This window comes from Pseudomonas sp. PVC-5-1 (genome assembly GCF_057444345.1).
In genome coordinates this window covers 3,006,875-3,028,532 of the sequence record NZ_CM172024.1, presented here as the reverse complement: position 1 = coordinate 3,028,532, position 21,658 = coordinate 3,006,875, and the positions used below count along the sequence as shown (strand labels likewise).

12 protein-coding genes and 4 pseudogenes are annotated in these 21,658 nt (G+C 55.6%); 14 read left to right on the top strand and 2 right to left on the bottom strand.

Features of this window, described 5'->3' with window-relative positions; all coding sequences use genetic code 11:
* Positions 1 to 34: 34 nt before the first annotated feature.
* Together AC2T3R_RS13805 and AC2T3R_RS13800 are read right to left on the bottom strand one after the other, a co-directional pair.
* Positions 35 to 298 (bottom strand): hypothetical protein, encoded by a 264-nt coding sequence (locus tag AC2T3R_RS13805; RefSeq protein ID WP_020190029.1) that lies wholly within the window; start codon positions 296 to 298, stop codon positions 35 to 37.
* A gap of 9 nt (positions 299 to 307) precedes the next feature.
* Entirely contained in the window at positions 308 to 1,732 is a 1,425-nt protein-coding gene (locus AC2T3R_RS13800; protein ID WP_410952432.1) for a DUF6861 domain-containing protein, read from the bottom strand.
* A gap of 712 nt (positions 1,733 to 2,444) precedes the next feature.
* On the opposite strand from AC2T3R_RS13800, the gene AC2T3R_RS13795 reads away from it, so the two are divergent.
* The 14 genes and pseudogenes from AC2T3R_RS13795 to AC2T3R_RS13730 all read left to right on the top strand — a co-directional run.
* The gene (locus tag AC2T3R_RS13795) at positions 2,445 to 4,301 is read left to right on the top strand and encodes a type VI secretion system Vgr family protein (RefSeq protein ID WP_486743787.1); all 1,857 of its coding nucleotides are present in this window, start codon (positions 2,445 to 2,447) and stop codon (positions 4,299 to 4,301) included.
* Positions 4,302 to 4,311: 10 nt separating this feature from the next.
* Positions 4,312 to 4,896 carry a hypothetical protein gene (locus AC2T3R_RS13790; protein ID WP_486743786.1) on the top strand — a complete coding sequence of 195 codons (585 nt, stop codon included), beginning with the start codon at positions 4,312 to 4,314 and terminating at the stop codon, positions 4,894 to 4,896.
* A 35-nt stretch (positions 4,897 to 4,931) separates the two neighbouring features.
* On the top strand, positions 4,932 to 5,399 hold the full coding sequence (locus tag AC2T3R_RS13785; protein WP_003260502.1) for a DcrB-related protein: 468 nt from the start codon (positions 4,932 to 4,934) through the stop codon (positions 5,397 to 5,399).
* Between the two features lie 6 nt (positions 5,400 to 5,405).
* Positions 5,406 to 9,620, top strand: a complete 4,215-nt coding sequence (locus AC2T3R_RS13780) for an RHS repeat-associated core domain-containing protein (RefSeq protein WP_486743785.1) — start codon at positions 5,406 to 5,408, stop codon at positions 9,618 to 9,620.
* Entirely contained in the window at positions 9,620 to 10,186 is a 567-nt protein-coding gene (locus tag AC2T3R_RS13775) for a hypothetical protein (protein WP_486743784.1), read from the top strand. Before AC2T3R_RS13780 ends, AC2T3R_RS13775 begins: the two co-directional genes overlap by 1 nt.
* 190 nt (positions 10,187 to 10,376) lie before the next feature.
* Positions 10,377 to 12,374: pseudogene (locus AC2T3R_RS13770) on the top strand (RHS repeat-associated core domain-containing protein); the annotation flags it as partial.
* Positions 12,363 to 12,737: an AHH domain-containing protein gene (locus AC2T3R_RS13765; RefSeq protein ID WP_486745290.1), complete on the top strand. Its 375-nt coding sequence runs from the start codon at positions 12,363 to 12,365 to the stop codon at positions 12,735 to 12,737. The pseudogene AC2T3R_RS13770 and the gene AC2T3R_RS13765, both read left to right, overlap by 12 nt.
* Entirely contained in the window at positions 12,737 to 13,300 is a 564-nt protein-coding gene (locus AC2T3R_RS13760; protein WP_367245716.1) for a hypothetical protein, read from the top strand. The genes AC2T3R_RS13765 and AC2T3R_RS13760 overlap by 1 nt, the downstream gene beginning before the upstream one ends.
* A gap of 307 nt (positions 13,301 to 13,607) precedes the next feature.
* Positions 13,608 to 13,910, top strand: a complete 303-nt coding sequence (locus AC2T3R_RS13755; RefSeq protein ID WP_486743783.1) for a hypothetical protein — start codon at positions 13,608 to 13,610, stop codon at positions 13,908 to 13,910.
* A 157-nt stretch (positions 13,911 to 14,067) separates the two neighbouring features.
* Positions 14,068 to 17,001 (top strand): annotated as a pseudogene (locus tag AC2T3R_RS13750) (RHS repeat-associated core domain-containing protein); the annotation flags it as partial.
* 413 nt (positions 17,002 to 17,414) lie between these two features.
* On the top strand, positions 17,415 to 18,068 hold the full coding sequence (locus AC2T3R_RS13745) for an Imm26 family immunity protein (RefSeq protein WP_061552516.1): 654 nt from the start codon (positions 17,415 to 17,417) through the stop codon (positions 18,066 to 18,068).
* Positions 18,069 to 18,980: 912 nt separating this feature from the next.
* A pseudogene (locus tag AC2T3R_RS13740) lies at positions 18,981 to 19,631 on the top strand (RHS repeat domain-containing protein); the annotation flags it as partial.
* Between the two features lie 396 nt (positions 19,632 to 20,027).
* Entirely contained in the window at positions 20,028 to 20,438 is a 411-nt protein-coding gene (locus AC2T3R_RS13735; protein WP_060480624.1) for an immunity 22 family protein, read from the top strand.
* Between the two features lie 220 nt (positions 20,439 to 20,658).
* Positions 20,659 to 21,626: pseudogene (locus tag AC2T3R_RS13730) on the top strand (type IV secretion protein Rhs); the annotation flags it as partial.
* Between the last annotated feature and the right edge of the window lie 32 nt (positions 21,627 to 21,658).

The following is a 21,658-nucleotide window of genomic DNA, read 5'->3' as shown; positions in this document are numbered from 1 at the left end:
ATGTCGTATTTCGTCAGCATTTATCTATGTGGCACTAGATGGCCGTGCCCCGATTTTTTCCCGGCTTGATGATTAGTAATTCATCGAGTTGTCTTTTGCGGCATTTTATCACGAAAGCCAGCGCCGAATCAGGGTCATCCATGAAGGCATCAAATGTAGCTGGAGCGATGGCGTAATATTCTTCGTAGTCAACCATGCCGTTGCTGACGGGGAACGAAACGTAATACTGACCAGCGTCTTCTTCGATGCCGATTGAGTACATGTGCTGACGACTGATGAAAAGATCTTTGAATTTCATAGGGGGCCTTCAAAAAAGGGGAGCGGTATTGAACATCTTGGCGGCAATACCCGCCGCGTCTATGACGGCTTCACTGTTGCCGTCAGGTAGCTTGCCACCAGGGATCCAGAATTCGTTAGCACCGGCTTCATTTCCTGATGGAATCCGTAGATTCAACTGCTTCGGATCAGGGATGTCTACCCGGACCAGTGCATTGGTATCAAGAAAATTCTCAGGCAAGCCAAGGGCTTGCTCCAACGCGCGCTTGTCACCTGCTGTCTTGGCAAGTAGTTCGGTTGCTTCGTGGCCTGGCATGATGAACGACGTACCATCTCTCTGTGCGATGCCGTATTTCTCAAGGTTGGTCTGGGTCATGAAGCGTGAGGCGCCATTTTCGAATTGGGCCAAGTGTTGCGCGACATAATCTGGGTCTAGATAAGTGGTGGGGTCGGGCCTTTCGCCTTTGGCGATTGCAAGAATATCTTCTTCGGTGAATCCAGGTTTGTATTTGGGTTTTGGCGGCTCAACAGCCTTCTGCGATAGCTCGCGAGAGCGTTCGTTGGCAGGTAGTGGTTCAGTTTCTGCACGCTTGAATGGTGTGGCGTCACGTGCTTGAAGTTCAGTATGTGCCAGCAGCTTTTGCTCGTTTTTTGCCAGCCAGGCGGCCAGTTGCTTGTTGGACATTTCCGCCTGCAGCCGGGCACTGCGTATGGCAGGCGTTTCCATATTCCTCAGAATGCCCGCCTTTATCTGCCCGCGGGTCAGGTAGGTGACAATGGCCGTCAGCAGCAGCAACACCAGTTGCTCCTGGCCGCGGGCCAGTTGGCGCGCCGCACGCTCGATACGCTCCTGGGCCTGCGCTGCGGAACCGCCGCTCGGGTCCAGGCCAGCAGGCTTGAGGCCATCCTCGGCGAACCAGGCCGTGGCCATGCCTTGCTGAAGGGTCGACAGGCAGGCCGGCAGGCCCTGATAAAAATACTCGGCGATGGCGGACAGCCCCAGGCCCATGAGGATCAGGTTGCCGACCTGCAGGCCAATGCCGGCGCCGGCCACGGCCCCAGGTGCCGCGCCAACACCGAACGCGAACGCCCCGGCCACGCCGCCGGCCAGTGTACCGACCGCCACGCTGCCACCAAGGATCATCGAAACCTCTTTGACCAGTTGCAGCAGCACCGGCAGGATTTGCTCGATACCTATCGAGGACCACTTGCGCTTGAGGTTGTCCTGAATGATCGGGTAGGACAGGGCCATGGCCTGGCGCACGTTGTCGATACGCTGGCCACCGAGGTAGCCATAGGCCTGGTTGGCGCCATTGCTCACTCGCCGGCTGAAACCGTCCCAGGCTTCATGGGCGCTGTTCAGGCCGCTGTCGACGCTCTGGTTGAGCTCGCTGAATTTCTGCTCGAGATTGCGTTCGATGTCTCCCCAACTGGGGATGTTGGCTAAAAGATCCATTTTCGCTTCACTGTCCATGGAAGTGGCGGCGCTCGGCGGCGAGCGCAGCATGTCGCGTCAGACCTCAGGATGGGGGCGAAGTCCGGCGGAGAGTCCATTGTTCTCATGACAGGCGTGCGCGGCAATGATGGCAATTGAGCATCGCCGCACGGTTTCGTGGCTGGCCGCATCCCGCAAGTGCCATTACGGCCGCGTTCGCGATGGCCATTTGCCGGAATTGGCCAGTGGCGAAAAATTTGAACCAATCCACGTTATGAAACATTTTTCTCCGCCAGTGGAGCTGATGCGTCAGGTAGCGAGACAGTTCGAGTTGGAGCTGTCAGGCATGGGCTCTGATCGACATCTCAAGGACCTTCTGCGACGGGCCGTTCGGCGATAGCCGGGGCGCTTCCGGGCGCCAGTGAGGAATATCAAAGATGGCGATATGACATTGCCTTGCAGGGCGGTATTGCCCGGTTTTTCAAGGCCTGTAGTGAGTTGACAGGGCAGCTTTTGCCGGTGTTTCCTTTGGGCCTTTCTGCCTGCCTGGCATTCGGGAATGTGAACCATGTCGCATTAATTTCAATGCATGATGGCACTTTCCTTTCTGCAGGCAGTCGCATGATTCCGCAGAGCACGCGCGTTATGCGCGCATGCAGAATACGCCCGCAAGATCAGGGTTGCAGCTGAGCATCGCAAGCGCGTGCTGGCCGTGTTTTCAAGGAGATTTCGCATGATCATGGACCTGGCCTCCGCGCTGTTGTCGCCGCAGAACCGCCGCCTGTTCAAGTTTCACAACCTGGCCAACCCCGAGCAGGAACTGCTGCTGGAAACCTTCAAGGGCACCGAAGCCCTGTCGCGGGCGTTCAACTACGAACTGCTGCTGGTCTGCGAAGACTCCGGCGTGCCGCTCAAATCCATGATGGGCCAGCATGTCAGCATCGAGATCGAACTGGCCGAAGGCGGCCCGCGCTACATAACCGGCTACCTCACACGCTTTGCCAGCATTGGCAGCGACGGCGGCATGGCGCGTTATACCGCAACCCTCAACCCGTGGTTCTCGATGCTGAAGAACCGCTTCGACACGCGGATCTTCCAGGGCAACACGGTCGAGGAAGTGGTTACCGAAGTGTTCGCCCTGTGCCCGGCGTTCTCTCGTCACGAGTTCCGCCTGACCCGTCCGCAGAAGCGCTACACCTACATCACCCAGTACCGTGAAACCGACTTCAACTTCGTCCAGCGCCTGCTGGAGGAAGAGGGGATGTTCTACTACTTCGAGCACACCGCCGAAGGCCACACCATGATCATCTGCGATGACTCCAGCACGCTGGTGGACATCCCCGAGCAACCGCAAATCCGCTTCCACAGCGCCTCGGTCACCGAGACTGCCGACTCCATCACCCAGTGGAGCGGCAACCGCCAGTTGCAGTCCGGCAAGATGGCCACGCAGACCTTCGACTACCGCCAGCCCAACAACCGCCTGCCGGTGGCGCTGAACAGCGTGAACAAGCAGGGCGATGTCGAGAACTTCGAGATCTACGACTTCCCCGGCCAGTACACCCACGGCACCTACGACGAGGGCGAAACCCTGCTGCGCCTGCGCATCGAGGCGCTGGAGCTGCGCGGCAAGAAGTTCGAAGGTGCCAGTAACTGTCGGGCCATGAAGCCGGGCTACACCTTCGAGCTGCTGCAGCACTACATCCACGACCAGGGCCCGGTAGAAGACCGCCAGTTCCTGCTGATGAGCGTGGAAAGCGAAGGCCACAACAACTACCTTACCGGCCAGCAGGCCAGCTACTTCAACACCTTCAGTTGCGTGCGCAAGAAGATCCCGTTCCGCCCGCAGCTGAGCACGCCCAAGCCGACCATCGTCGGCCCGCAGACCGCGATCATCGTCGGCCCACCGGGTGAGGAGATCTTCACCGACGAGCTGGGCCGGGTGAAGATCCAGTTCCACTGGGACCGCAATGGCAAGTACAACGACCACAGCTCGTGCTGGGTACGCGTCGCCCAGTCCGGTGCCAGCGGCGGCTTCGGCAGCATCCAGATCCCACGTGTAGGCGACGAAGTGGTGGTGGTGTTCCTCGACGGCAACCCCGACCGGCCGCTGATCATGGGCAGCCTGTACAACAGCACCAACACCCCGCCATGGTCGCTGCCGGCGAACAAGACCCAGAGTGGCTTCCTGACCCGGTCGATGAAGGGCGACGGCGGTACCGCCAACTTCTTCCGCTTCGAGGACAAGGCCGGCGCCGAGCAGATCATCATGCATGCCGAGCGCAACATGGATACCGAGATCGAGCTGGATGAGACCCATGATGTGGGGAACAACCGCACGATTACAGTAGGTGGCACGCACACCGAAACGGTCAAGAAAGACACCGTGGTGCAAGTGACCGAAGGTTCCTACACCCTGCAGGTCGACAACCAGTTCATACAGGTGGCCGCCAAGCAGCACATCATTCTGCAGGTGGGCGACAGCAGCATCACGCTGACCCCGGAAGGTATCGAGATCAAAGGCAAGGTCATCGTGACCACCAGCACCGACACCACCCAGATCACTGGCGCCGCGGTGCGGATCAACGACTGAGGCAAGGTTCATGTACAAGCCCTCGATCTACGACCGCATCTCTGCCAGGCGCGAAGCGCAAGAGGAGGCTGCGCGGCTGGCCAGGTTGGCGGAGGCCGCTCATGTGCCTGAGCCTGTGCCCGAGCCGGAACCGGTGCCAGCCGCGTTGCAGGATGTGGGCAGCGGTTTCACCTTCGCAGGTTTCACTTTGCAGTTTCCGATCGGCTTTCGCTTTCGCGACATCCAGACCACCATCGAGCATGAAGGCGAGCCGATCAGCCTCAGCATCCGCCGCCGTGATGTACGCGCCAGGCAACCGCTGGAGCAATTGTTCGAGGGCGCGATCCAGGCCTTGCGCGAATTGAACCCGCAACTGCGCGTGATTCGTCAACGTGACTGCCTTCTGGCTGGCAACCCGGCCAAGGTCCTGGATTTCCACTTCAATGCTGGCCACGAGCCCCGGCACGGTCGCCTGATCGGCGCGCTGGTGCCCATCACCGGCAGCGAGTCGCTGCAATGGCTGGATATTTCCAGCGTGATCGACCCAAGCAAGCCGGGCCTGAGCCAGTGGCTGGCCGAGTTCGACCGCATGCTCGATGGCTTCGCGCAGGGCTGACACCCGATTTTTTCGCTATCAGGAATTTTCATCGCATGGATTACGAGTTGCAGGAAGGCGGCATCGCGCTGCCGGCAGGTTTCGAGGACCGCACGGTCAACATGTTCGTCTTGGGTGCCAGTGTTCCAGCACCGTTGAGCATCACCATCTCGCGTGACACCTTGCTGCCGGACGAAGCGCTGCAGGCCTATGTCGATCGCCAGGTGAAGATGCTCACCTCCAAGCTGCGTGGTTACACCCGCATGGGCAACAAAGCCGTCTCGCTCTCGGCTACCGCACCCATTGCCGGCATCCAGATCGACGCCTACTACATGAACCAGGGCCGCCCGCTGTATCAGCGCCAGGCCGCCTTCATCATCAGCCCCGGGCGTGCCCTGATCTTTTCCACCACCGCACAGGCCGACTTCAGTGCCCAGCAGAACCAGGACTGGGACAACTTGCTGGCCAGCTTCACCCCACGAGCCCCGTCCGTAACCAGCGCCGAGTCCGGCGAACAGGAGTAATCCCTCATGTTCGAAGCGGCCAGGTTCGGCGACGAGATATCGCACACCAGCGCGCTGGGGGGCTTCCTGATCGGGGCAGCCCTGGGCATCGCGCTGGTGGCCACGGTGGCCATCGCCACCTTCACCTGCGGGTTCGGCGTGGCCTTGCTGGCCGGCCTCGCAGCCGGCATCGGAGGCAGCTTGCTGACCGCCGCCGGAGAGGCGATAGGCAGTATGTTCTCGTCCCCCTCAGGGACGATAACCACTGCCTCACCCAACGTATTCATCAACAGCCGCAAGGCCGCCCGCGTCGAAAAAAGCATCGGTGCCTGCGACAAGCACCCTGGCCCGGTGCAGATCGCCGAAGGCTCGACCAATGTCTTCATCAACAGCGTCGCGGCTGCACGCAAGGGCGACAAGCTGACCTGCGGCGCGACCATTTCCGGTGGGTCGGACAACGTCATCATCGGCGGTGGCACCTACCGCTATCTGCCAGTGGATGACGAGATCCCGGAGTGGCTGCGCACCACCGTGGATGTGCTGATGGCCATCGCCGGTGCCGCGGGTGGTATCGCGCAGTTGATCAAGGCGGGTACCCAGGCCGGCATGAAAGCCGTCATGCCTTGCGCCCTGAAGTTCACCGCCGGCTTCGTCGCCGGCGAGGTGGCCAGCCGCTACGTGGTCGAACCCGTCGCCCGCAGGGCCATCGGCGGCCTGGTCGGCAACCCGGTCGACCTCACCACCGGCCGCAAACTGATCCCCGACGAAATCGACTTCAGCCTGCCTGGCCTGATGCCGATCGAGTGGTCACGCTTCTACGCCAGCGACCTGACTGTCGATAGCGTGCTCGGTCGCGGCTGGGTGCTGCCTTGGGAGCAGAGCCTGCGCCGCCAGGGCTCGTTCATCTACCTCACCGACAACCAGGGCCGCGAAATCCCGTTCGTGACCCTGCAACCGGGCCAGCGCATCTACAACCCGCACGAACAGGTGTACCTGGTATGCACCGAGGGCGGCCACTACATCCTGCAAACCCTCGACAACCTGTTCTTCTATTTCGGCGAAGTGCCAGACACCAACAGCGAAGTGCCACTGCAACGCATCGAAAACGCCCTCGGCCACTTCCTGCATTTCACCCGCACGCCCGATGGTACGCTGACCGACATCAGCGCCACCGGCGGTACCCGCGTGCACCTGCACTACGACCACCCGCTGGGTCGCCTGACCGACATCAAGCGCGTGGTGAACAACGAAGCGGTGGAAACGCTCACCCAGTACCGCTACGACGAACACGGCCAACTGAGCGCGGTGATCAACCGCAACGGCGACACGGTGCGCAGCTTCAGCTACGCCGAAGGCCTGATGGTGACCCACAGCAACGCGCTGGGCCTGGGCTGCCACTACCGTTGGGAAACCCAGGGTGGCAAACCACGGGTGGTCGAGCATTGGACCAGCGATGGCGAGCACTACCATTTCCGCTACGACCTCGACGCCCGCACCAGCTGGGCCACCGACGTGCTCGGCCGCGAGCTGGAAGTGCAGTACAACGCCGATCATCGCGTGCTCGCCAGCCGTGACTACGGTGGCGAACGCTACGCCATCGAGCTGGACGAGCAGGGCAACATGGTTGGCCTGGATTTGCCGGACGGCAACCGGCTCGCCTTCAAGTACGATGAATACGCCCGCCTGTTGGAAGAAACCGACCCGCTGGGCCGCAAGACCACCTACGAATATCACCACCTGACCACGCTGGTGACCCAGGTCAGCTATCCGGACGGCAGCACCTGGCGAGCGCGCTACGATGACAAGGGCAACCTGCTCGCCGAATTCGATGCCCTCGGCCAGATGACCGAGTACCTGAACAGCGATGACGGCCTGCCGCATACCATCATCGATGCGACTTACAAGTCCAAGTACCTGTGGTGGAACACCCTGGCCCAGGTCGAGCGTTATCAGGACTGCTCGGGCAAGAGCACCTGGTACCGCTACGACGAACGCCAGCACCTCGTCGCGGTGACCGATGCGCTGAACCAGACCACCACCCTGGAGCGCAAGCCCGACGGCGAAGTGCTGCGCATCAGTCACCCGGACGGTACCGCGGAAACCTTCACCTACAACGTCTACGGCCAGGTAATCAGCCACACCGACGGCAAGGGCCAGACCACACGCCTGATGCGTACGGCGCGTGGCCTGCCGAGCAACCGCCAGGATGCCAAGGGCCAGCGGGTACGCTACGAGTACGACAAGGCCGTGCGCCTGATCGCGCTGGTCAATGAGAACAACGCCACGTACAGCTTTGCCTACGACGCTTCGGACCGGCTGACTGAAGAAGTGCGGGTGGATAACCTGACCCGGCGTTTCAGCTACAACGTCGGAGGCCATCTCACGCGACTGGATGAGATTGGCTATGGCGAAAATGCCGAGCGGCCGGAGCGGCATACGCTGTTCGAGCGTGACAGCATTGGCCGGTTGGTCGCCAAGATCAACCGCGATGCGCGTCAAGACTATGCGTACGACGACGGCGACCGGTTGCTGAGCATCGAGCGGCAACCGACCGGGATCGGCAAGCAGCTTGGGATCACGGAAGAGAAGCTGGAGTACGCCTACGATCTGCTCGGCCGGCTGATCAAAGAAATCACGGTAGACGGCGCAGTCACCTATGATTATGACCCGCTCAGCAACCTAACCACGCTGACCCTACCGGATGGACGAAAGCTCAATTACCTGTATTACGGCAGCGGGCATTTGCACCAGCTGAACCTGGATGGCCAGGTGATCAGCGACATGGAGCGCGACGACCTGCACCGCGAGGTGTATCGGACTCAGGGCAAGCTCACCAGCTGCTTTGGCTATGACGCCATGGGGCGCAAGGCCTGGCAGTTTGCCTCGAACTTGCCGGCCGACAAGCTCTCGCAGGTGCACAACACCGGGATCAATACCTCGCTGCTGGTGGAGCATGCCTACAACCCGATCCACCGTCGCTATCAGTACGACCCGGCGGGTGAACTGGTGCGCACGCTGGACAAGCTGCGTGGCGAGATCAAGTACGAGTACGAAGCTAACGGCCAGTTGCGCAGCCGCGATACCGGCTCGCTGATCGGTAGCGAAGAGTTTCGCTACGACCCAGCATCCAACCGTCTGGACTTCAACGCGCGGCAGTTCGACAAGGTCAAGGACAACCGGATCAGACAGTGGCGGGATCAGGAGTACCGTTACGATCCGTGGGGCAACCTGATCGAGAAGCGCTCGGGGCACAGCAAGCTGCAGAGCTTTAGCTATGACTGCGAGAACCGGCTGGTGCGGGCGGAAACGTTGGTCAATGGCAAGCTGGAGAGCCGAGGCGAGTATCGCTATGACAGCCTGGGGCGGCGAATAGCCAAGCAGGCGGAAATCAACGGCGAAGTCGAACAGAAGCGCTTCCTCTGGCAAGGCTTGCGGATGCTGCGGGAGGAGACGCCGGGGCAGAGCATCCTGTACCTGTATGAGCCGGGCAGCTATGCGCCGTTGGCGCGGATCGATCAGGTGGAGGGGGAAGAGCAGAAGCTCTATTACTTCCATACTGACCAGATTGGTACGCCGTTGGAGCTTACGAACAGTGACGGCAAGATCGTCTGGCAGGCGACGTATCGCTCATGGGGTGAGATAGAGCAGATAACCGTCAATAGAGTTGAGCAGAACCTACGTTTTCAAGGTCAATACTATGATGTTGAAACGGGAATTTATTATAATACTTTTCGTTATTATGATTCGCAAATAGGTAGGTTTTGCACTCAGGATCCTATTGGCCTCAATGGTGGTCTGAATTTATATCAATATGTCCCCAATCCACTATCCTGGATCGATCCTTGGGGGTGGATGCCATTTTGGAAGCCCTTGAAACCTGACGGTATGGGGCACCATCCGTTCCCCCGTGCTCATGCAAACACCCATGGGTTCCCAGAGCTAGGTACCAAGCTCGACTCGCCATCATGGTTCCCCAATGAGATTGAAGGTTCTGATAAGCTACATCAGCAATTCCATGACGCAATAAAGAAAGAAGGTGTACCGTTTAACAAGAAGTTTGAAGGGACGTCTGAAGAATTGGTTAAGAAGCTAAACAAGGCTTACGAGGGGTTCCCTCAAAAGGGCACGTTAAAAATTCCTCGTACCGGACAAGTGCTTGCGAAAGATGTAACTATTGGTGAGGCCCTAACTAAGTCGCTTGGCAAAGGCAGTGGTAACAATTCTGCAGGAGGATGCGGGTAATGAAACGGAGTGCGTTGATAGAGCTGTATGCTCCAGGAATAGTATTGTTTGATCCGGTACAATTTGCGGCTTTCATAAAAAGCAAAGGGTTAACAGATACAAATATCTTTAATGCTTTTTTGAAAGACGAAGCGCTTGGGCGGCAGGCGATTGAACAGGGGGTGGTTTTTCCTATATACCAAATTTCGGAGCAAGAATACTCTGTTTTTATAGAGTGTCAAAATGTGGGGGTGGATTATTTGCCTGAGCCGGTATTCGTGTATTCAGGACTTCCTTTGGTAATAGTTTCTGGTGTCCTGATTGTTTCGGATCTCAATGCGCTATTTGACTGGGATGAAGATTTTTTCCTAAATTACAAAGCCGAGTATGCTTCTCGACTTCCGAGTAATGATTATATTGATGTTGAGCCTGGTATTTATAGTTTGTCCATCAAGGGATATGCAGGGCTTCGTGAATATGGTTCGGAATACGGATATGGACTCGAGTTTATCTCTGTCCCAGTTCTGCCAGTAGTTGCTGATGGTTCCGATGTGAGTCATCTTGATTTTGAACTGGTTGCTCGTTGAGTTTTAAAATGTGATTGAGCTGCTTGAGCTGGGCTGTGGTCGTTATTTTTCCTGATGATTTAATGCTTCGAGGGCATAGATCTTTAAAAACATGATCGATTCAGTGGGGCTGATTTAGCCCCATTTCTTTTTAGTTATAAAGGCAAATGACCTGGGGCATTGGGTTTGTCCGATCTATTGACCGAGCCATAACAGCGATGACGGCCTGCCGCATACCATCATCGACGCGACCTACCAGTCCAAGTACCTACGGTGGAGCACCCTGGCACAGGTCGAGCGTTATCAGGACTGCTCGGGCAAGAGCACCCACTACCGCTACGACGAGCGCCAGCACCTGATCGCGGTGACCGATGCACTGAACCAGACCACTTCGCTGGAACGCAAACCCGACGGTGAAGTGCTGCGCATCCATCACCCGGATGGCACTGCCGAACGCTTCACCTACAACACCCTCGGCCAGGTGCTGACGCATACCGATGGCAAAGGCCTGACCACCTGCCTGCAGCGCACCTCGCGCGGCTTGCCGAGCAGCCGCCAGGACGCCAAGGGCGAGTGGGTCCGTTACGAGTACGACAAGGCCCTGCGCCTGATCGCGCTGGTCAACGAGAACAACGCCACGCACAGCTTTGCCTACGACGCTTCGGACCGGCTGACTGAAGAAGTGCGGGTGGATAACCTGACCCGGCGTTTCAGCTACAACGTCGGAGGCCATCTCACGCGACTGGATGAGATTGGCTATGGCGAAAATGCCGAGCGGCCGGAACGTCATACGCTGTTCGAGCGTGACACCATTGGCCGGCTGGTCGCCAAGATCAACCGCGATGCGCGTCAAGACTATGCGTACGACGACGGCGACCGGTTGCTGAGCATCGAGCGGCAACCGACCGGGATCGGCAAGCAGCTTGGGATCGGCGAAGAAAAGCTGGAGTACGCCTACGATCTGCTGGGGCGGTTGACCAAAGAAATTACCCCCGACGGCACGCTCGGCTACGAGTACGATCCGCTCGGCAACCTGACCACATTGACCCTGCCGGATGGTCGCAAGGTCAACCACCTGTACTACGGCAGTGGGCATCTGCACCAACTGAACCTGGACGGTCAGGTGATCAGCGACATGGAGCGTGACGACCTACACCGTGAGGTGTACCGGACCCAGGGCAAGCTCACCAGCTGCTTTGGCTATGACGCGATGGGGCGCAAGGCCTGGCAGTTTGCCTCGACTTTGCCGGCCGACAAGCTCTCGCAGGTGCACAACACCGGGATCAATACCTCGTTGCTGGTGGAGCATGCGTATAACCCGATCCACCGTCGCTATCAGTACGACCCGGCGGGTGAACTGGTGCGCACGCTGGACAAGCTGCGGGGTGAGATCAAATACGAGTACGAAGCCAACGGGCAGTTGCGTGGCCGCGATACGGGCTCGCTGGTGGGCAGCGAAGAGTTCCGTTACGACCCGGCAGCCAACCGCCTGGACTTCAATGCGCGGCAGTTCGACAAGGTCAAGGACAACCGGATCAAACAGTGGCGGGATCAGGAGTACCGTTACGACCCGTGGGGTAACCTGATCGAGAAGCGCTCGGGGCACAGCAAGCTGCAGAGCTTTAGCTATGACTGCGAGAACCGGCTGGTGCGGGCGGAAACGTTGGTCAATGGCAAGCTGGAGAGTACCGGGCACTACCGTTACGACAGCCTGGGGCGGCGAATAGCCAAGCAGGCGGAAATCAACGGCGAAGTCGAACAGAAGCGCTTCCTCTGGCAAGGGTTGAGGATGTTGCGAGAGGAGACGCCGGGGCAGAGCATCCTGTACCTGTATGAGCCGGGTAGCTATGCGCCGTTGGCGCGGGTTGATCAGGCAGAAGGGGAAGAGCAGCAGGTTTACTACTTCCATACTGACCAGATTGGCACGCCGCTGGAGCTGACGGACAGTGATGGCAAGATCGTTTGGCAGGCGACGTATCGCTCATGGGGTGTAATAGAGAGTCTGCCGATAAGTGAGATCGAGCAGAACCTGCGCTTCCAAGGACAGCACTTTGATGATGAAACCGGACTGTATTACAACACGTTTCGGTACTATGATCCGGAGTGCGGAAGGTTCTCTACGCAAGATCCAATTGGGTTGGAAGGAGGGTTTAATCTCTATTTATATGCTCCTAGCCCTATTCTCTGGATCGACCCAATGGGGCTGGCAACGTACAACACGATGCCGGGCATCGAAGGGTTTCAAAAACACCATATTATCCCACAGCAGCTAGTGAATCATCCTGTTTTAAAAGCGTCAGGTATGAATATACACGCGTTGAATAATATAATATATCTCCCTACGCATGAGGAGTTTCATCCTACACGAACTATTCATAGAGGATCCCATCCAGGGTATAGTCGCGATGTAAAAGCAAGTTTAAATGAGGTGGAAAAAGTCGGGCGCCAGGAAAAATGGACGCAAGCCCAATACAAGGCAGCTGTTGATGATATTATTAGTGAGAATCGTCAGGGGTTGCGCAAGGGTCAAATAAAGCTTAATAAAAATTCAATTAGAGGGGGAGCGTGTTAATGAGGTTGCTCGAGCCTGTGGATAGTTATCCTGAAAAATATTGGCTTTCCTATGATCATGGGTCCAGCATAGATCACCTGAGCTTTCAAGAATGTAAGTTGATTTCAGGTTCTGATTTGTCTGTTCGACTTTCACTCAATAAAAAAGTTGGTTTGAGTGCGTTTAGGAAGTTCGATTATCTTTTTAGTGATGGACCTGACATCGTAACGTCAAGGCTTGTTGATATTTTTGTTGCGATGGGGCTTGAAAGCGAAATCCAGTTTATTCCTGCGTGCGTTGCGATTAATGGGGATTTATATAATGATTATTATGCAGTAAATTATTTGATGTCGGAAAGCGCTTTTGATATGGAAAGGTGCGTTTATAAGCCCTTAATAAAATCATTACCCGATGGACCAAAAAGATTCAGTAAAATCGTTCTTCAGGATATCGAACCAACTCATTCGATTTTCCGTGCACTGGAAAGCATGTCGCGCATTGTGGTGTCAGATCGGGCAGCTGAGTCGCTTCAGAATAAATCTGTGATTGGTATTTGTTTTGTTGAAGGTCGGAGTGATATGTGAGCTTGTCCTTTCTAATAGTTTTTCTCGGATGAATGGTAGCAAACAACCAGGGCAGCCTGGTTGTTCGCTTGGATCTAACGGAGGTGGATTTCCTCGCCACCTAGACGATTACGTCACTGCTGTTAGACTACACTCATGATCCGATCTACCGCTGTCACCAGTGCGGCCCGATGGATGGGCGCAAGCTCAACTACTTGTATAACGGCAGCGGGCACTTGCACCAGTTGGGTCTAGCGGAATGTGTTTATAATTTAAAATAAGATAACAAAAAGTATTTTTTTGGAGGTGGCTGATAACGAACATATCTATGAGTGATTTTTCCGCCTCAAGCACCGAGTGCTATGAAGAGGTTGATGTGTTAATAGTTGCGCTTGGTGATGGTAGTGCTGGTCTTGTAAATTATGTGTTCATTGTTCGTTTGGATGATGAAGATAATTCAAGTATTGATAGTTTAATTTATTTGCAAACTTCTGAGGCGAGCTATGAAATGGCGGGTACAATAAAAAATAGTGTTAGGGCGGGTGGTCTTAGGCTTGAAGTCAAGCCTAACTTAGTTGAGTGTTTTGGTGCTTCAATTGTTTTTTTTGCTAGATTTGATAGTGGTTTTTAGGGGCGAGGGTAAAGCATCTTCCTTGCGAACGGTTTTATAAATGTTCTTCAGTAGTAGTGCGGTTGAATTGGTTGTTTAGATTGGTTTGTTTGGTATTTTGTGAGCTCTTTAAAATCTGAAGCTGTAGTCTTATTTTAACTTGTGGGTGTATATTTGTTGGCGGCAGGGCCGCGAAGTGCCGTTCGTGACCCTGCAACCGGGCCAGCGCATCTACAACCCGCACGAGCAGGTGTACCTGGTGTGCACCGAGGGCGGCCACTACATCCTGCAAACCCTCGACAACCTGTTCTTCTATTTCGGCGAAGTGCCAGACACCAACAGCGAAGTGCCGCTGCAACGCATCGAAAACGCCCTCGGCCACTTCCTGCATTTCACCCGCACGCCCGACGGTACGCTGACCGACATCAGCGCCACCGGCGGCACCCGCGTGCACCTGCACTACGACAACCCGCTGGGTCGCCTGACCGACATCAAGCGCGTGGTGAACAACGAAGCGGTGGAAACGCTCACCCAGTACCGCTACGACGAACACGGCCAACTGAGCGCGGTGATCAACCGCAACGGCGACACGGTGCGCAGCTTCAGCTACGCCGAAGGCCTGATGGTAACCCACAGCAACGCGCTGGGCCTGGGCTGCCACTACCGTTGGGAAACCCTCGGCGACAAGCCGCGCGTGGTCGAGCACTGGACCAGCGATGGCGAGCACTACCACTTCCGCTACGACCTCGACGCCCGCACCAGCTGGGCCACCGACGTGCTCGGCCGCGAGCTGGAAGTGCAGTACAACGCCGACCACCGCGTGCTCGCCAGCCGTGACTACGGTGGCGAACGCTACGCCATCGAGCTGGACGAGCAGGGCAACATGGTTGGCCTGGATTTGCCGGACGGCAACCGGCTCGCCTTCAAGTACGATGAATACGCCCGCCTGTTGGAAGAAACCGACCCGCTGGGCCGCAAGACCACCTACGAATATCACCACCTGACCACGCTGGTGACCCAGGTCAGCTATCCGGACGGCAGCACCTGGCGAGCGCGCTACGATGACAAGGGCAACCTGCTCGCCGAATTCGATGCCCTCGGCCAGATGACCGAGTACCTGAACAGCGATGACGGCCTGCCGCATACCATCATCGATGCGACTTACAAGTCCAAGTACCTGTGGTGGAACACCCTGGCCCAGGTCGAGCGTTATCAGGACTGCTCGGGCAAGAGCACCTGGTACCGCTACGACGAACGCCAGCACCTCGTCGCGGTGACCGATGCGCTGAACCAGACCACCACCCTGGAGCGCAAGCCCGACGGCGAAGTGCTGCGCATCAGTCACCCGGACGGTACCGCGGAAACCTTCACCTACAACGTCTACGGCCAGGTAATCAGCCACACCGACGGCAAGGGCCAGACCACACGCCTGATGCGTACGGCGCGTGGCCTGCCGAGCAGCCGCCAGGATGCCAAGGGCCAGCGGGTACGCTACGAGTACGACAAGGCCGTGCGCCTGATCGCGCTGGTCAATGAGAACAACGCCACGTACAGCTTTGCCTATGACGCTTCGGACCGGCTGAGCGAAGAAGTGCGGGTGGATAACCTGACCCGGCGTTTCAGCTACAACGTCGGAGGCCATCTCACGCGGCTGGATGAGATTGGCTATGGCGAAAATGCCGAGCGGCCGGAGCGGCATACGCTGTTTGAGCGTGACACCATTGGCCGATTGGTCGCCAAGATCAACCGCGATGCGCGTCAAGACTATGCGTACGATGACGGCGACCGGTTGCTGAGCATCGAGCGGCAACCGACCGGGATCGGCAAGCAGCTTGGGATCACGGAAGAGAAGCTGGAGTACGCCTACGATCTGCTGGGGCGGCTGACTAAAGAAATCATCCCCGACGGCACGCTCGGCTACGAGTACGATCCGCTCGGCAACCTGACCACATTGACCCTGCCGGATGGCCGCAAGGTCAATCACCTGTACTACGGCAGTGGGCATCTGCACCAGCTGAACCTGGATGGCCAGGTTATCAGCGATATGGAGCGTGATGACCTGCACCGCGAGGTGTACCGGACTCAGGGCAAGCTCACCAGCTGCTTCGGTTATGACGCGATGGGGCGCAAGGCCTGGCAGTTTGCCTCGAACTTGCCGGCCGACAAGCTTTCGCAGGTGCACAACACCGGGATCAATACCTCGTTGCTGGTGGAGCATGCGTATAACCCGATCCACCGTCGCTATCAGTACGACCCGGCGGGTGAACTGGTGCGCACGCTGGACAAGCTGCGGGGTGAGATCAAATACGAGTACGAAGCCAACGGGCAGTTGCGCAGCCGCGATACCGGCTCGCTGGTGGGCAGCGAGGAATTCCGTTACGACCCGGCAGCCAACCGCCTGGACTTCAATGCGCGGCAGTTCGACAAGGTCAAGGACAACCGGATCAAACAGTGGCGGGATCAGGAGTACCGTTACGACCCGTGGGGTAACCTGATCGAGAAGCGCTCGGGGCACAGCAAGCTGCAGAGCTTTAGCTATGACTGCGAGAACCGGCTGGTGCGGGCGGAAACGTTGGTCAATGGCAAGCTGGAGAGTACCGGGCACTACCGTTACGACAGCCTGGGGCGGCGGGTTGCCAAGCAAGCGGAAATCAACGGCGAAGTCGAACAGAAGCGCTTCCTCTGGCAAGGGCTGAGAATGCTGCGGGAGGAGACGCCGGGGCAGAGCATTCTGTACCTGTATGAGCCGGGTAGCTATGCGCCGTTGGCGCGGGTTGATCAGGCAGAAGGGGAAGAGCTGCAGGTTTACTACTTCCATACTGACCAGATTGGTACGCCGCTGGAACTGACGGATAGCGACGGGCAGATTGTTTGGCAGGCGACTTATCGTTCATGGGGCGAAATAGAAACTTTAAGTGTCAATGAGATTGAACAGAATCTGAGGTTTCAGGGGCAGTACTTCGATAGTGAAGTTGGACTTCACTACAATACCTTCCGGTATTACGATTCTGAGGCGGGAAGGTATATCAGTCAGGATCCAATTGGGGTTGATGGCGGTTTTAATCTTTATTTTTATGCCGATAATCCTGTCTCATGGGTTGATCCGTTGGGGTGGGTGGCTGAGACTGCTCCTGGTTATTTTGTTTATGCACTGTATGACAAGGGTGTAAAAGATCCATATTATATTGGCATAACGGATAATGTTACTAGGCGCCGTGGTGAGCATGTGGCGAGCGGGCGACTCAATGGAGGAAAAATGAAAGTACTCGATCGTAATGTTACTTACGGTCAGGCCCGAGGCTATGAGCAAGCTTATATTGAGCACCACGGAACTAAAACCGGCATCGTAGGGGAGCAGATTTCGGATACAAACAGGGGTAATAAAATCAATTCCTATGACCATCAAAGCAAGACGAGAGCTGCAGGGCGACAGCAGTACTTTGAAAATAGTTTTAATGAAAAATCTGCTAGTCTTAACGGGCGGAAATCAACACCTAATGCAACGGCCTGTTGAGGAGTTTAGTTATGGGGTGGTGGAGCGCGCCGGGACATGATGAGATCGTTGTCGGAGATATACCTCTAGACCTAGTTGGCAAACTTCTAGAGGAACTGCAGGTGCTCTATATTGAGTCTCTGGGCAGAAGGCCTAAGCTCGAAGAAATAAGGTATTTGATTGAGTTGTCAATTAAGGTAAATGGCCCCAGCTTGTTTTGTGGGGAGGATTTGAAAAGTCATTCGGAGGATGTTGGAATGGGCAAAGGCAAAACTAAAAAATATACGGCTGGCGATGTTCTTTCGTTTAAAATCGCTGACGGCTTATACGGCTTTGCAAGGCTAATTAAGCAAATAGAGCTGGGCTATGTTTCTGAAATTTTTGCCGAAACATCTTCCTCGCCGAGAGAAGAGTTGGGTAAGTTACAAACCATTAAGCAGTTTCCGGTCATTCTCGATACATTTTCCTTGCTGGAGATGGGCGAGGGTGAGTGGGAAGTGGTTGGACATCTGGAATTGGGTGAAGATGACAGGGTTGAAGGGTTGAGGTTTGTGTTTGGTACACCTCCTTATGATTTGAAAAGCATTGATGTTAATGAGAATGAGAAAAAGATCTCGGAGCAAGAGGCAATGGGGTTGTTCCCTTACGAGCAGATGGGGGATGAAGATGTAAAAGAGTTGTTCTGAGGTCGGCGAGATTGGGGCGGGGTGAGGTTTACTTAGGTTCTTTAACAATACACACTTTCGAAGTGGCTGCCAACTTTGTTTCGGTCACTTCGCTTTCAGTGTTTTCTCCAGGTTCGATCAGTCATAAGGTATGCTTAAGCTTCACTGTGATGTCTTTGATCTTTGTAGCTATAATTGTGATCGGCAGCACAGTAGGTTACGACATCTAATCATGGGCGCTAAGTCCCGCACATTAATCCTGAGGTTCAGCTACAGCGCTTCCAGAACACCGTCAGCCACTTCCTACACTACCATCTCCGTTACAACTTCGACGCCCGCAGCAGCTAGGCCACCGACGTGCTCGGTCGCGAGCTGGAAGTGCAGTACAACGCCGACCACCGCGTGCTCGCCAGCCCGATCACATGGGTTCACCCCCTTGGACTCGCTGCATGCCCTATGCGAGAGGTTAATGGAGCAAAAATATTCGGCAAAGGTCAAAAAGATGGGACTCGGGGGCATGATCAGTTCTCCGAGGCCATTGCTAATAAGCTGGCAATGAGCGGTAAGTTCAAAGAGATATATTTGAATAGGTCGTACAGTTTCGCTAATGGTAAAAGGGGTAACAGGGCGGCGCCCAGATATTATGGCTATTGATAAGTCTGGAAAAGTTCATGCAATCGAACTGGCCTCTAAGACTGACATGGGGAAAAGTTACCTTCATTGACGGTGCGGAATCAGACTGCGATGGGTAGTCTGCCGAGTTCCGGCCAAGGAAACATTATTGTGTTGAATCATCCTTATAATATTTCAAAGATAAAAAGTGTTCTAGACAACTTAATTGATAGTATATAGGTGCGATGATATGTGTGCGGCCAATGCGATGGCAATTTACGGCATCGAAAAGATCACTCCCGAATTCGTATATGAATTGGGCAGGAGTACCGTTACGACCCGTGGGGTAACCTGATCGAGAAGCGCTCGGGGCACAGCAAGCTGCAGAGCTTTAGCTATGACTGCGAGAACCGGCTGGTGCGGGCGGAAACGTTGGTCAATGGCAAGCTGGAGAGTACCGGGCACTACCGTTACGACAGCCTGGGGCGGCGGGTTGCCAAGCAAGCGGAAATCAACGGCGAAGTCGAACAGAAGCGCTTCCTCTGGCAAGGGCTGAGAATGCTGCGGGAGGAGACGCCCGGGCAGAGCATCCTGTACCTGTATGAGCCGGGTAGCTATGCGCCGTTGGCGCGGGTCGATCAGGCGGAAGGAGAGGAGCAGCAGGTTTATTACTTCCATACTGACCAGATTGGCACGCCGCTGGAGCTGACGGACAGTGATGGCAAGATCGTTTGGCAGGCGACGTATCGTTCTTGGGGTGCAATAGATAGTCTGCCGGTCAAGGATGTCGAGCAAAACCTACGGTTCCAAGGTCAGTATTTTGATTGCGAATCGAGCCTGAATTACAATACTTTTCGGTTCTACGATCCAGAAATTGGGCGATTTGTCACTCAGGATCCAATAGGTGTCAGAGGCGGTGCTAATTTATATGTTTATGTGCCGGCGCCGACTACTTGGGTTGACCCTTTGGGTTGGGTGCCTTGGGAGAAAAACGGGTTTGATAGCTGGTTTAATAGCGCCTCAGTTCAAGATATTGTTGATAATAAAAAAGCTGTAGAAGCCGCCCTTAGAAATCCGGGAGGTAAACATGAGATGTTCCCTGTCTCTATAGCGTCGAAGGCAAAAGAACTTGGCTTTACCGCTCAAGAGCTTAAAGAAATGACAGTGCCAACCAAAGATATTACTTTTGTGGGTGTGACAGACAAACATGGTAATCCTGTGCCGGACGGTCCGCACCATGGTAGTAGGGCTGGAAGGCTGTTCCATAATAATTTAATTAAAGACCTGAATGGTGCGCAAAGCAAAGCTCAAGCGCTTAGCGTGATCGATTCACATCACAGCAAACACATGAAGCTAGGAGCATGCTAAATGGATTCTTATGATATTGATCGGTATGAAAAAGTTCATGTTTGGGTAGGTACAAATTTCTCTTCGGAGGATGAATATCTAAAGTATTTTGAATTGGACTATTCTGTGGATTTGGATGATCCAGCATATAAGGTTTGTGGGTTTTGCAAAGATATTGGTGTGAGATGGTATGACGAGGATTTCATAGGGATTATACCAAGAAAAGCGGAGGAGGTGAATTTAGAGGAGATCTTGCTTGAATCTGCGGTTGATTCCAGTTGCATTGAGGATCTAAAGGCGGAGTGTTTGAGACTTGGAATTACTAAGGCTAATGCAATTTTCTGGTACTCTGATGGTGGCACGGAAATTTCCAAGCCGCTAAAGTCGAATTATAATGGTTTGAAGTATGTTGGGTTATATGAGGGCGAATAAGCTCGACGAAGGTCCAGAAGAACCTGGAATTGGCGCTCTGCGTCAACATTTTTAGTGTTTGGATCTGATTTTCGATGTGCGGTTATGTGTTGTTTTTAATTTAAATTTTTTGTTGTGAGTACTAGGGTAATAAGGATTCGATCTTTAATAACTAATAGTTTATTTGGCTCTGCCAAAGTATAGGTAGAGCCGATATTCTTTCACTGCATGTGCCGCCGGGCGCATCTACAACCCGCACGAACAGGTGTACCTGTATGCACCGAGGGCGGCCACTACATCCTGCAAACCCTCGACAACCTGTTCTTCTATTTCGGCGAAGTGCCAGACACCAACAGCGAAGTGCCACTGCAACGCATCGAAAACGCCCTCGGCCACTTCCTGCATTTCACCCGCACGCCCGATGGTACGCTGACCGACATCAGCGCCACCGGCGGTACCCGCGTGCACCTGCACTACGACCACCCGCTGGGTCGCCTGACCGACATCAAGCGCGTGGTGAACAACGAAGCGGTGGAAACGCTCACCCAGTACCGCTACGACGAACACGGCCAACTGAGCGCGGTGATCAACCGCAACGGCGACACGGTGCGCAGCTTCAGCTACGCCGAAGGCCTGATGGTGACCCACAGCAACGCGCTGGGCCTGGGCTGCCACTACCGTTGGGAAACCCAGGGTGGCAAACCACGGGTGGTCGAGCATTGGACCAGCGATGGCGAGCACTACCATTTCCGCTACGACCTCGACGCCCGCACCAGCTGGGCCACCGACGTGCTCGGCCGCGAGCTGGAAGTGCAGTACAACGCCGATCATCGCGTGCTCGCCAGCCGTGACTACGGTGGCGAACGCTACGCCATCGAGCTGGACGAGCAGGGCAACATGGTTGGCCTGGATTTGCCGGACGGCAACCGGCTCGCCTTCAAGTACGATGAATACGCCCGCCTGTTGGAAGAAACCGACCCGCTGGGCCGCAAGACCACCTACGAATATCACCACCTGACCACGCTGGTGACCCAGGTCAGCTATCCGGACGGCAGCACCTGGCGAGCGCGCTACGATGACAAGGGCAACCTGCTCGCCGAATTCGATGCCCTCGGCCAGATGACCGAGTACCTGAACAGCGATGACGGCCTGCCGCATACCATCATCGATGCGACTTACAAGTCCAAGTACCTGTGGTGGAACACCCTGGATTGCCCATGCCTTGGGGGTTCAAAAGTGGC